At 35.2% G+C, this 13,265-nt stretch carries 13 protein-coding genes; 7 read left to right on the plus strand and 6 right to left on the minus strand.

Going from position 1 to position 13,265, the window contains the following annotated elements:
* Window positions 1-322: 322 nt before the first annotated feature.
* The 6 genes from BUB25_RS02780 (at window position 323) to BUB25_RS02805 (ending at window position 5,662) form a co-directional block, all read left to right on the plus strand.
* Window positions 323-1,090: a ParA family protein gene (locus BUB25_RS02780; protein WP_072939814.1), complete on the plus strand. Its 768-nt coding sequence runs from the start codon at window positions 323-325 to the stop codon at window positions 1,088-1,090.
* 4 nt (window positions 1,091-1,094) lie between these two features.
* Window positions 1,095-1,994 (plus strand): ParB/RepB/Spo0J family partition protein, encoded by a 900-nt coding sequence (locus tag BUB25_RS02785; protein WP_072939490.1) that lies wholly within the window; start codon window positions 1,095-1,097, stop codon window positions 1,992-1,994.
* Window positions 1,994-2,554, plus strand: coding sequence for a DUF5683 domain-containing protein (locus BUB25_RS02790; RefSeq protein ID WP_072939493.1), 561 nt, complete (start codon window positions 1,994-1,996; stop codon window positions 2,552-2,554). The genes BUB25_RS02785 and BUB25_RS02790 overlap by 1 nt, the downstream gene beginning before the upstream one ends.
* 51 nt (window positions 2,555-2,605) lie before the next feature.
* The gene (gene dapB / locus BUB25_RS02795; RefSeq protein ID WP_072939496.1) at window positions 2,606-3,307 is read left to right on the plus strand and encodes a 4-hydroxy-tetrahydrodipicolinate reductase; all 702 of its coding nucleotides are present in this window, start codon (window positions 2,606-2,608) and stop codon (window positions 3,305-3,307) included.
* Window positions 3,308-3,374: 67 nt separating this feature from the next.
* Window positions 3,375-4,946: a signal peptidase I gene (gene lepB, locus BUB25_RS02800; RefSeq protein WP_072939499.1), complete on the plus strand. Its 1,572-nt coding sequence runs from the start codon at window positions 3,375-3,377 to the stop codon at window positions 4,944-4,946.
* 89 nt (window positions 4,947-5,035) lie between these two features.
* The gene (locus BUB25_RS02805; RefSeq protein WP_072939503.1) at window positions 5,036-5,662 is read left to right on the plus strand and encodes a WbqC family protein; all 627 of its coding nucleotides are present in this window, start codon (window positions 5,036-5,038) and stop codon (window positions 5,660-5,662) included.
* Between the two features lie 12 nt (window positions 5,663-5,674).
* Here the strand turns inward: BUB25_RS02805 and BUB25_RS02810 are convergent, their stop codons facing one another.
* The 6 genes from BUB25_RS02810 to BUB25_RS02835 all read right to left on the minus strand — a co-directional run bounded on the left by BUB25_RS02810 (window position 5,675) and on the right by BUB25_RS02835 (window position 11,931).
* Entirely contained in the window at window positions 5,675-6,718 is a 1,044-nt protein-coding gene (locus BUB25_RS02810; RefSeq protein ID WP_072939506.1) for an endonuclease/exonuclease/phosphatase family protein, read from the minus strand.
* 79 nt (window positions 6,719-6,797) lie between these two features.
* Window positions 6,798-7,664, minus strand: coding sequence for a rhomboid family intramembrane serine protease (locus BUB25_RS02815; RefSeq protein ID WP_072939509.1), 867 nt, complete (start codon window positions 7,662-7,664; stop codon window positions 6,798-6,800).
* Between the two features lie 46 nt (window positions 7,665-7,710).
* Window positions 7,711-8,463, minus strand: coding sequence for a rhomboid family intramembrane serine protease (locus BUB25_RS02820; protein WP_072939512.1), 753 nt, complete (start codon window positions 8,461-8,463; stop codon window positions 7,711-7,713).
* Entirely contained in the window at window positions 8,460-10,310 is a 1,851-nt protein-coding gene (mutL, locus tag BUB25_RS02825) for a DNA mismatch repair endonuclease MutL (protein ID WP_072939514.1), read from the minus strand. Before mutL ends, BUB25_RS02820 begins: the two co-directional genes overlap by 4 nt.
* Window positions 10,311-10,474: 164 nt before the next feature.
* The gene (ribH, locus tag BUB25_RS02830) at window positions 10,475-11,050 is read right to left on the minus strand and encodes a 6,7-dimethyl-8-ribityllumazine synthase (protein WP_072939517.1); all 576 of its coding nucleotides are present in this window, start codon (window positions 11,048-11,050) and stop codon (window positions 10,475-10,477) included.
* Window positions 11,051-11,157: 107 nt separating this feature from the next.
* Window positions 11,158-11,931 carry a tetratricopeptide repeat protein gene (locus BUB25_RS02835; RefSeq protein ID WP_072939520.1) on the minus strand — a complete coding sequence of 258 codons (774 nt, stop codon included), beginning with the start codon at window positions 11,929-11,931 and terminating at the stop codon, window positions 11,158-11,160.
* Window positions 11,932-12,166: 235 nt separating this feature from the next.
* Between BUB25_RS02835 and recF the strand changes: the two genes are divergently transcribed.
* A complete protein-coding gene (gene recF / locus BUB25_RS02840; RefSeq protein WP_072939523.1) occupies window positions 12,167-13,246 on the plus strand; it encodes a DNA replication/repair protein RecF in 1,080 nt (359 codons plus the stop codon).
* The last annotated feature ends 19 nt before the right edge of the window (window positions 13,247-13,265 follow it).

A 13,265-nucleotide genomic window follows, 5' to 3' on the forward strand; every position in this document is an offset into this window, starting at 1 on the left:
AAAAATAAATCCCGCGAGAATCTCGTTTAAAAACCTTTATTCCATAAATTACTAAAATAAGTAGTCAAAAGCTTTTCTTGATTACAATTATTTTTTTTTCAACAATATAAGCTCCAAGAAAACATTATTCAAAACCGCAAAAAAGGAATTGAAATTCAACAACTTGAAAAGAGCTTTCGGGATCACTTTCCGAAACAACCCAAACAACGAAAAGAAAAAAAGAGCCAATCAACAACAAATCAGTCATTAACAAATGTTAACAAAATAGATTTTCAGAAACCATATTTAATTGTATTTTTACGGTTCAAAATTTAGAAAACAAATGGGCAAAATCATTGCGATTGCTAATCAAAAAGGAGGAGTTGGAAAGACTACAACATCTGTAAATCTTGCCGCTTCACTTGGAGTTTTAGAAAAAAAAGTATTACTTATTGACGCTGACCCTCAGGCAAATGCCAGTTCAGGATTAGGAATAGACGTAGAGAGTGTAGAAATTGGAACATACCAAATTCTGGAACACAGCCACACTCCTATGGAAGCTGTTATTAAATGTTCTGCTCCAAACGTAGACTTAATTCCAGCTCATATTGACCTTGTTGCCATCGAAATTGAATTGGTTGACAAGGAAAATAGGGAATATATGCTAAAAAAAGCCTTAGAAAGTGTAAAAGATCAATATGATTATATATTAATTGACTGTGCTCCTTCACTTGGCCTACTTACTTTGAATGCTTTGACCGCTTCTGACTCCGTAATTATCCCTATTCAATGCGAATATTTTGCGCTTGAAGGTTTAGGGAAATTATTGAACACCATAAAAAGCATCCAAAAAATACACAATCCCGAATTAGATATCGAAGGATTATTATTGACAATGTTTGACTCGAGATTACGTCTTTCAAACCAAGTGGTAGAAGAGGTTCAAAAACATTTCAACGACATGGTTTTTGATACTATTATCCAAAGAAATGTAAAATTGAGCGAAGCGCCTAGTTTTGGAGAAAGCATCATCAACTATGATGCAACCAGCAAAGGAGCTACTAACTACTTACATTTAGCTCAGGAAATTATAAAGAAAAACAGCAAATAATTTTATGGCAAAAGCAATAAAAAAACAAGCCTTAGGAAGAGGCCTATCTGCACTGTTAAAAGATCCGGAAAACGATATAAAATCAGCGTCTGATAAAAACGCTGACAAAGTTGTTGGAAACATAATAGAACTCGAAATTGATGCCATAGAAATCAATCCGTTTCAACCCAGAAGTAATTTTAATGAAGAATCATTAAAAGAACTGGCTATTTCCATCAAAGAGTTAGGAGTTATTCAACCGATTACAGTACGAAAACTAGACTTCAACAAATACCAGTTGATTTCGGGTGAACGTCGTCTTCGCGCCTCTACTTTAGTGGGACTGACTACCGTACCTGCTTACATTCGTATTGCAAATGACAACGAATCTCTGGTTATGGCTTTGGTGGAGAACATCCAACGTCATGATTTAGATCCTATTGAGATTGCGCTTTCATACCAAAGATTGATGGATGAAATTCAGCTAACTCAAGAACAAATGAGCGAAAGAGTAGGAAAAAAGCGTTCTACTATTGCTAACTACCTGCGTCTTTTAAAACTGGATCCGATTATCCAAACAGGAATTCGCGATGGTTTTATCAGTATGGGACACGGTCGAGCCATCATTAATATCGAAGACTTAGACATCCAAGCTAATATATATCAAAAGATTGTCAGCCAAAATCTTTCAGTTCGTGATACAGAAACCTTAGTAAAAAATTACCAAGAAAGCTTAAAACCAAAACCAGCAGCCAAAGCTAAATCGGCTTCTTTCGAAATTGACGAGGACCGCAAAAAGGTTTTTACAAATTATTTCGGCAACAAAGTAGAAGTAAAAGTAGCAGGCAATGGAAAAGGAAAAATCACAATCCCATTCCAGTCTGAAGAAGATTTCAACAGAATAATAGAACTAATAAAAGGATAGTGAATAAAATTATTTCGATAGGAATATTTCTTTTTATTCTAGGAAACGCAGCCGTTTTTGCACAAGTAAAAACTCCTGCTGTTCCAGCTGCTAAAGACAGCCTGAAATCAAACGATATAGACCCATTGACTCCGGCAAAAGCAGCTTTTTATTCGGCCGTATTACCCGGATTAGGTCAGGCCTACAATAAAAAATACTGGAAAATCCCGCTTGTCTATGGAGCCATGGGAACCAGTCTTTATTTTTATTTGGACAATAACAAAAAATACCATCAATATCGAGACGCTTACAAAAGAAGATTAGAAGGTTATACGGATGACGATTATAGCTACCTAGACAATAGCAGATTGATTGCCGGACAAAAATTCTACCAACGCAACCGAGATTTATCTGCATTGGTCACGCTTGGTTTTTATGTCTTAAACATCATCGATGCCAATGTTGACGCAGCCTTAATCCAATTCAACGTGGATGAAAATCTATCGGTAAAACCGGTTATTTATCCCAATGATGTAACATTTAAAACTAATGTTGGACTAACTCTTAATTACAGTTTCTAGTTCTTCAGAGAAACATTCGCTTACTTAAATTCAAAAAAAAATAAACACAAAATGAAAATTGCTCTTTTAGGATACGGAAAAATGGGACAGGTAATTGAACGAATTGCACTGGAAAGAGGTCATGAAATCGTTTTAAAAAAAGACGAACACAATACTTATGAAGGACTTTCAAATGCTGATGTAGCCATAGATTTCAGTATTCCAACCGCAGCAGTAAGCAACATTTCAAATTGTTTCCATAACAATGTACCTGTTATCTCAGGAACAACAGGATGGCTGGAGCATTATGATGAAATGACAGCCCTTTGTGCCGAAAAAAACGGGGCCTTTATATCCAGCTCTAATTTTAGTCTAGGAGTAAATATTTTCTTTGAACTCAATGAATATCTAGCCAAAATGATGTCTAAACTGGACAGCTACCGTGTTGAAATGGAAGAAATTCACCACACTCAAAAATTAGATGCACCAAGCGGAACAGCCATTTCGCTGGCAAAAGGTGTTATCGAAAACAGCAATTATAACGACTGGACATTAGAAAGCCCAGAAAAAAACCAGATTCATATAGAAGCCAAGAGAATAGGAACTGTTCCCGGAACTCATACCGTAACTTATAATTCTGCTGTTGATTCCATCGAAATCAAACATACGGCGCACAACCGCGAAGGATTTGCATTAGGCGCTGTAATTGCTGCTGAATGGATTATAGGAAAACAAGGGGTTTTTACAATGAAAGATGTTTTGGATTTGAAATAAACCTATTATACTCTGTTTAAGGTTCGAGTGAAACAACCTTAAACCCTAAACCTTAAACAAAAAAATTATGACACTATACCAATGGTTTGTATTTTTCTTATTCATCCAAATTGTTCACTTTTTAGGAACATGTAAATTATATGAAGCTGCAGGAAGAAAACGTTGGGAAGCAGCAATTCCTGTATACAATTCAATTGTTTTAATGAAAATAATTGGTCGTCCTACATGGTGGACATTATTGCTTTTCATTCCAATAATCAACTTAATTATGTTTCCCGTTATTTGGATCGAAACATTAAGAAGCTTTGGTAAAAAATCCGGGCTGGATACTTTTTTAGGTATAATCACTTTTGGTCTGTACATTTATTACATTAATTACACTCAAAAACTAGATTATATCGCTGACAGAAGCTTACATCCTGAAAACAAAACCGCTGACACCATCAGCTCCCTGCTTTTTGCCGTTATTGTAGCGACCTTTGTCCACACCTATTTTATACAACCTTATACCATTCCAACTTCTTCATTGGAAAAATCACTGTTAATTGGCGATTTTCTATTTGTAAGTAAAGTCAATTACGGAGCCCGAGTTCCTATGACTACGGTTGCATTACCAATGGTTCATGATTCTATTCCTTTTACCAAAAGGAAATCCTATCTAAATTGGCCACAATTGCCTTATCTAAGACTACCGGGAATTGAAGACATAAAACGCACCGATATTGTAGTTTTCAATTGGCCTGTAGATACCGTTCGTTATTTTTTCGAACCTAAAGGAAGACCGGGCGTAATCAAACCTATTGATAAAAAGTCCAATTACGTAAAGAGATGTGTAGGAGTTCCTGGTGACAGTCTGTCCATCAAAGACGGAATCGTATACATCAACGGCAAAGTTCTCGAACTGCCTGAACGTGCTAAACCTCAATTTTCTTATGCTGTCGCTTTAGATGGAAAAACACCTATCGATTTTGAATATCTATTAAAAGATATGGATGTGACTGATGGCGTGGGTTACAAGAGCGAATCAAAAGACACTTTGATATTCCGTGCGTTAACTGCAGCCGGAGCAGAAAGATTAAAAAATGTTCCTGGAATAACGGCCGTAACAAGAATCATTGCGAAAGGTACTGAAGACGGCATTTTCCCTCATATCAATGAATGGAACCAAGACAATATGGGGCCAATTTATATTCCTCAAAAAGGAAAAAAAGTGGCTTTAACAACCCAAACTTTGCCTTTCTACAAGAGAATCATTACTGATTACGAAAAGAATGACAATGGCGAAAAGAATGATTTGAAAGTTACTGGAGATGAAATCAGGTTGAATGGTAAAATTGTCACTGATTACACCTTTAAACAAAATTACTATTGGATGATGGGCGACAACCGTCACAACTCAGAAGACAGCCGCTATTGGGGTTACGTTCCTGAAAATCATATTGTAGGAAAGCCTATTTTCATCTGGATGAGCTGGGATACTAACGGAAAAGGATTAAACAAAGTACGTTGGGATCGTGTGTTCACAACCGTAAATGGTGAAGGACAGTCTCAATCTTATTTCAAATATTTCCTTATCCTCTTAGCTGCTTTCTTTGTGGGTGAATATTTTTGGAAAAAAAGAAAAGAGAATAAAAATTAGTCAAAAGTTTCAAAGTCGAAAGTCATAAAGTACTCTTTTAAGAACTACTTTATGACTTTAGACTTTAGACTTTATAACTTTAGATAAATATGTACAGCTTACTTCACCCGACCTATTTCCCGTCCATAAGCCATTTCACAGCTTTAATTCAAGCTGAAAAACTGATATTTGAAATAGAAGACAATTTTCAAAAACAGACTAATCGCAATCGCACTTATATCTATAGTCCTAATGGGATACAGCTTTTGAATATTCCCATCAAACATTCAAAACTGAACCGTCAGAAAACAAAGGAAATCAAAATCGAAAATGATTTTGATTGGCAGAAACAGCATTTTAAATCCTTAGAATCAGCTTATCGAAGCTCTCCTTTTTTTGAATATTTCGAAGATGATATTCGCCCTGTTTTTGAAAAAAAACAACACTTTCTCTTAGACTTGAACTTTGAAACTTTAGAAGTAATCTCTAAGTGCCTGAGAATGAAATTTAATTTCGAAACTACTACAGAATTTTTTCACGAAACTGATCCTAGTAAGTTTCTGGATTTTAGGTTTTTAACCAACGGAAAAAAAGACAATTCACAATTTGAACCTTATCCGCAGGTTTTTGATGATAAACATGGTTTTATCAATAATTTAAGCGTACTTGATTTACTTTTTAATGAAGGAAAATTCACAGTCGATTATTTGAAAAACCAAAAGTTGATTCTGAAATAATTTTTCGCATTATTACAAAGCCATCTTTGCCATGATAGGATAATGATCTGAATTTTCGAATTCTGGAAAGGTTTCAAATTTTTTAACTTTCATTTTCTCATCCGCAAAAATATAATCAATTCTAGCCGGATAATATCTAAACTTGTAGGTTTGTCCAAAACCAGTTCCGGCTTCCTCAAAGCTGTCTTTTAAAGAACCTTTTATACTTCTATAAACATAGGAAAAGGCACTGTTATTCATGTCGCCACAAATGATTATAGGATAGGCGCATTTTCTTTTATGCTCTTTAAAAATTTCGGCTTGTTGCTGTTGTTGCTTGAAAGCTTTACTGATTCTAATAAGTAATAATTGCGATTTGTCTTTATTGATAACGTCAATATTGTCTGAAATTTCATTTACATCCGGAGAGATTTTTATCGACTGCAAATGCATATTGTAAACCCTGATAATATCCTTTCCTTTCTTGATATCAGCATAAACCACATTGTTATTAGAATTCGGAAAAACAATATTTCCCTGATCGATAATAGGAAATTTAGAAAAAATAGCTTGACCTGTCTTGATTTTATTCCCTTCCATAAAAATATATTTATGACGATAGACTTTCAAATCAATATTAGCCGAAGAAGAATATTCCTGAATACACAAAATATCGGGGTTTTTATCGTTTATAAAGGCTAAAATCTCCTCAGGAACATTATCCTTGTCTTGCCACTTAAAAAGATTAAACAAACGCACATTATAGCTCATTACGATGAAATCTTTCTCGTCTTCCGGATACTCTTCTGCCGAAAATTTATAGAATTTATTGATAAATGTAATTCCCATCAAAAGAACCAAACCAGACAGAATCATTCGTTTTTTAAACTGAATAGCCCAATACACAAAAAACAAACCATTGAGTATAAAAAACGCTGGCATGAAAAGTGTCAACACTGATAATATGGGAAATATTTTGGGCGCCAAAAAAGGCAAAACATAAGCAATAAAAGTTACTATTGTCAGAATAATGTTTAAAACAAACATTATTCTATTGAACCATGAAAGGTTTTTCATATTATGCTTATTCAGTTAATTCTTTAATTAATTATAACGGTTTTCTTTCTTTTTTATTTCAGTCAGCCCACTTAAAAGCTTATTTCCCCACTTTAAACAAAAACTCTTTCTCTTCTTTTGTCAAGCTATCATAACCGGATTGACTGATTTTGTCTAAAATCTCATCAATCTGCTGTTGCAGTTTATCTTTGGTGACGATTCTCGAAACTGGCTTTTCTATGGGTCTGTTATTATAATTTTTATGTACTTTCTTAAAAGGTGTCTTTGGCGACTTCGTAAATAAATTAGTAAAAAAATCGATAACAGCCGTTACCATTTTGCTCATATCAGTCCCATTTTGCAGTAATTTAATATATAAAAAACCAAAAAAAGCACCCGATAAATGAGAAATATGACCACCGGTATTATCCAATCGGAACTGCATTAAGTCCAGTATAAGAATTACTGCCGTAATATGCCACAACTTGACATTTCCGATTAGCAACAAACGCACATTCATTAAAGGCTGATAAGTGGTAACCGCCACTAAAATTCCCATAATTGCAGCCGATGCACCCACTATGGAAGCGCTTAAATCTAAAATATAATAACCCAATACAAAACAAACACCCGCAAATATGGCACTTAAAACATACAGTCCCAGAAACTGTTTTTGAGTAAAAAAGGTTAAAAAAAACGAACTGGCAAAGTTCAAAATTATCATATTAAACAACAGATGCATAAAACCGCTATGAAAAAAAGCATAGCTCAAAAACGTCCAAGGCTTTAAGAGAAAATCAGCAGGTTCAGACGAAAGCGCAACCCAACTAGGAAAATTAAACGCACCATTCTTAAATTGATAGAAAAAAATCAATGAAACTAAAAAAAAGGCCACATTCCAATAGATAAGCTTATGCGCTATGCCTCCCAGCTTGTATTGCAATTTTAAGTCGTCTACTATATTCATTTTCTATATGGTTATGTCATTTAATTAATTCACTATGCTAGCTATTTTAATTCCATCTGTTATTATTAAACTGTGTTTTCTTCCAATACCACATGATCAAAAAACCAAATAAAGCTCCACCCACGTGAGCAAAATGAGCAATCCCGGTTCCACCACTTCCAAAAATAGATTGTCCGGAAACCCCTAAATACAAATCTACTAAAACCAAACCAGGTACAAAATACTTGGCTTTAATTGGCACAGGAATAAACATCAAAGCCAATTCGGCATTAGGAAACATAAAAGCAAAGGCCACGATAACACCATAAATAGCTCCCGAAGCCCCTACCATGGTTCCCATAAAAGCGCTAGTGAAATTTTGAAATTCAGAAACAGTCAACAACTCTTGCCATTGGGTATTAATTTTACCTTCGTTCAAAATTTGTACAACATCGGCCTTTGAAAAACCACTGGCTTCCAGCGTAGTCAGGGCATCATTAAAATAATAATAATTAATCCCAGTATGCAGTAAAGCAGCTCCTAAACCGCAAGAAATATAAAAAAACAAGAATTTCTTGCTTCCCCAAAAATGCTCTAAAGCAGAACCAAATGAATATAAGGCAAACATATTAAAGAAAATATGCATAAAGCCTCCATGCATAAACATATGGGTAATGAGTTGCCAAAATTGAAAATCTTGGTTTTCCGGAAAAAACATCGCCAGTATCTTATAGGCCGGATCTCCAACTATTAAAGTTCCAATAAAAAAAAGAACATTAATTATAATTAACTGCTTTACCGTTTCGGTTACATTTATCATAGTGCAAATTTTTTATCTATATCTTCCACACGCATAGTGATGAAAGTTGGTTTTTGAAAAGGGGAAACATTGGGATCTTTACAGGCAAAAAGTCCGTTCACCAGGTTTTCTTGTTCTTTTACTGTCAAAGAGGTTCCTGTTTTTACAGCCAAACTTTTGGCCATAGATTTAGCAATAGTATCATTTTGGCTAAAACTACTCTCCGGAATACCGTCTTGCAAATCGCTCAACAATTGTTCTAAAACCATCGAGACTTCGCTTTCCGTAACATTCACAGGAATTCCAGAAATAACAACATGATCTGAACTGGTTTCTTCAAAAACAAAACCGGTATTCATTAACGAAAGTTTCAATTCTTCGATTAATTCCATTTCTACAGACGAAAAGAACAAATCCAAAGGAAACAACAATTGCTGACTGGAGGCTTGATGAACCGTCATATTAGTCAAAAACTGCTCGTACAACACCCGTTGATGCGCACGCTGCTGGTCTACAATAACCATTCCCGATTTTATAGGTGAAACGATGTATTTTTTGTGAATTTGGTACGCATTATTAACCGTTTGCTCTACTTCCTCTTCGTTGAATAAAGATCCTGTTACTTCTTCACTTTCAAACGAGATCTCATGATTGCTTGCAATAAATTCGGTTTCTTGTTTTAGTCCCACATACAAACTTTCCCAATTTGCTGTTGGCTCCGTTTTCTTATGGCTCGAATAATGTTTATTTACCTTGTCGTCTGAAAACGGATTGAAACTGCGATCCACCTGGATCGTAGGCGTCTCCCCTTCCAGATCTTTATAATGATAAGGCGTGTCTAAATTAGAATCGCGATCAAAATCTAAAACCGGCGCCACATTAAACTGGCCTAAACTATGTTTAATAGAAGCTCTCAGAATAGCATACAGTGCATGCTCGTCATCAAACTTTATCTCCGTTTTTGTAGGATGTATGTTGATATCAATGGTATTAGGCGGCACCGTTAGATATAAAAAATAACTGGGCTGTGCGCCATCTTTCAAAATACCGTCGTAAGCAGCCATTACGGCATGATGCAAATAACCGCTTTTTATAAATCGGTCATTGACAAAGAAAAACTGCTCTCCGCGGCTCTTCTTGGCAAATTCAGCTTTACTCACAAAACCCTGAATCGTGATAATATCTGTTTCTTCCTGTACCGGCACCAGCTTTTCATTCATTTTACCCGAAAAAACATTCACTATTCGCTGTCTCAAACTCGAAGCAGGCAAATTGAACATTTCACTTCCATTGTGATAAAAAGTAAAATGAATATTGGCATGCGCCAAAGCCACGCGTTGAAACTCGTCAATAATATGACGGTACTCTACCGTATCGGACTTTAAAAAATTGCGTCTTGCCGGAATGTTAAAAAATAGATTTTTGACCGCAAATGAAGTCCCTTTGGGCAAAACTGCCACTTCCTGAGAAACAAACTTACTGCCTTCTATGATAATCTGGGTTCCAAACTCTTCTTGATCTTGTTTGGTTTTCATCTCTACGTGTGCAATCGCGGCAATTGAAGCCAATGCTTCACCACGAAAACCTTTGGTGCCCAAAGAAAACAAATCTTCGGCTAGACGAATTTTAGAAGTGGCATGGCGTTCAAAACACAAACGCGCATCAGTAACACTCATTCCCAAACCATTATCGATAACCTGTACCAATGCCTTTCCCGCATCTTTTATAATCAATTTAATATCTGTTGCTTTGGCATCAACCGCATTTTCAAGTAATTCTTTAACAACTGAAGCGGGTCTTTGTACGACTTCTCCAGCAGCAATTTGATTGGCGACATGATCAGGAAGTAATTGAATAATACTCGACATTAAAAATAATTTTATTTAAAGTTTAAGTTTTAATTTTAAAACCAACGGTGTACAAATTTAATGATTTTCTATTGGGTTTTGCAGCTTATCCAATCATAAATAAAACAAAAAAACCTACACTATTTAAAGAATAGTATAGGCTTCATAAATATTTATGTACTCTTTTATTCCTTTAGTTCCAAAGGCGAACCTTCCTCAATTTGCAAAGCACCGCTAGACAACAAATGTTGATTATCGATATGATGACTCATTGACGCCTGCTGACGAATATAAGCCATTTTTATTGCTGCAATAGCCGCTTCAGTTCCTTTATTTCCGTGAATTCCCCCACTTCTATCGATAGACTGCTGGATGTTATTATCTGTCAATACGCAAAAAATAACAGGAACATCGGTTTGAACATTCAAGTCTTTAATGCCTTGAGTTACCCCTTCGCATACAAAATCAAAATGTTTGGTTTGTCCTTGAATTACACATCCAATGACAATCACAGCATCAACCTTTTGAGTTTGTAACATTTTCTTGGCGCCATAAATAAGCTCAAAACTTCCAGGAACATTCCAGCGAATGATCTGCTGTGGTGGAACCTGATTCTCTAATAACGCTTCAAAAGCACCATTATAAAGCCCTTCGGTTATGGATTCATTCCACTCAGAAACAACAATCCCAAAGCGAAAATCTTTCGCATTTGGGATTGAGTTTTTATCGTATTCGGATAAATTTTTATTTTCAGTAGCCATTTGATTGTAGATTTTTGATTTTACACTTTATGATTTCAGATGTTAAAGATAGATTTTTGAAACCAAAAAACCTGAATCTTAAATCAGTAATCTCAAATCATTTTTTTCTATTGTGCCAATCCGATCAAGACATCAACTGAAGCAGCTTCAGGAGTCGTATCGTAATTGTCTTTAATATCTGTAAAAAACTTCAATGCTTCTTCTTTGTTTCCTAGTGCCAAAGCCGTTTTTCCAGCTTTTAACAAGAAACGAGGTGTTGTGAAATCATTTTTATTAGCCTCTGCCGCTTTGATATAATATTCTAAAGCTTCTTTTTGTTGATTTTTTTGAGAATAAGCATCTCCAATTGCTCCTTTGGCCAAAGCTCCCAAAACCATATCATCTGATTTAAATTTCCCTAAATAATCGATTGCTTCAGCATATTTACCTGTATTTAGGTAAGCTAATCCTGCATAATAGTTTGCTAAGTTTCCTGCATCAGTTCCTGAATATTCCTCTGCTATTTTAATAAATCCAAATTTACCTTCAGATCCGTTCAAAGACAATTTATATAAGGAGTCACTGGCAATGCCATCTGTAGCCTGTTGAAAATTTTGTTGCGCAACAAACATTTCGTTAGCCGCTTCCATTTGTTTTGGTTCAGCAATAAATTTTTGGTAAACCAAATAGCCCACAGTAAACAAAGCAACCGCCCCTACTACTCCAAAAATAATTTTTTGATTTTTAGCAACCCAGTCTTCTGTTTTTGATGCCGTTTTATCCAATGTTGAAAAAACGCCAGCAGTAGTGCTGTTTTTTTCATCAACTATTACTTCTTCAACTGTATCTTTAACTTCCTTCTCTTTTGGTGCTTTATATCCTCTTTTATTGTAAGTAGCCATTTAATTTTTAATTTAGTGAGTCGCAAAAATAAAATTTTTATTCAAACTCACACAAAAAAAACGACTATAAATTCACTTTTAATTGATTTTAACGAAAGTACTTTCTCACTTAGCCAAATTAACACCTAAAGAAAAACTCTAAAAGCCTTATATATCGATATTTTTCAATAATTTGCACCCTCTTAAAAAACGGTTCAAAAAACAGCAAACTTCTCAGTACCAGCAAGACTTACAGATGTATTTAAAAAAGATTACTTTATTCAATTATAAGAATTTTTCGGAAGCAAGTTTCGAGTTCGACAACAAAATAGTTTGCTTCGTAGGCAAAAACGGTATTGGAAAAACCAATGTACTGGATGCCATATACCATTTATCATACGGGAAAAGCTATTTTAACCCAATAGCAGCCCAAAACATCAGGCATGGTGAAGATTTTTTTGTAATTGATGCTGAATTCATAAAAAACGAAAGAACCGAACAAATTGTTTGCAGCCTAAAAAAAGGGCAAAAAAAAGTATTGAAACGCAACGGCAAAAACTACGATAAATTCTCGGATCACATTGGTTTTATTCCTCTGGTAATTATTTCGCCTGCCGACAGAGATCTGATTGTTGAAGGCAGTGAAACCCGACGAAAATTCATGGACAGCGTCATTTCGCAGTTGGATTCCCATTATCTGCAACAGCTTATTCAGTACCAAAAAGTAATGAGCCAGCGCAATGCCTTATTGAAATACTTTGCGTTGAATCATGTTTTTGACAATGATACTCTTTCCATTTACAACGAACAACTGGATGGTTTTGGGAAATATATTTTCGAAAAAAGAAAGGAATTCATCGAAGCATTTATCCCTATTTTCAAACACCACCATCATGCGATAACAGATTCGCAAGAAACAGTTCAACTCGTCTATGAAAGTCATTTGTTCGAAAATGATCTATTGTCTTTATTACAGGAAAACATCAACAAGGACCGAGCTTTGCACTACACCAGTGTTGGCACACACAAAGATGATTTGTCTTTTGAAATTGATGGTCATCCTATCAAGAAATTTGGTTCTCAAGGTCAGCAAAAATCGTTTTTGATTGCCTTAAAATTAGCCCAATTCGAATTCCTAAAAAAACAAAGCGGTGTAAAACCTCTTCTTTTATTTGATGACATCTTTGACAAACTGGACGAACAGCGCGTGGCAAAAATCATCGAAATGGTCAACAGCGATACTTTTGGCCAGCTTTTTATCTCTGATACACATCCGGAGCGTACGGAGTCAATTGTTAAATCTACACATCAATCTTACAAAATTTTCAATTTGTAATTTAACGGTTTAAAAACCT

Source organism: Flavobacterium granuli (assembly GCF_900129705.1).
GTDB classification, from domain to species: domain Bacteria; phylum Bacteroidota; class Bacteroidia; order Flavobacteriales; family Flavobacteriaceae; genus Flavobacterium; species Flavobacterium granuli.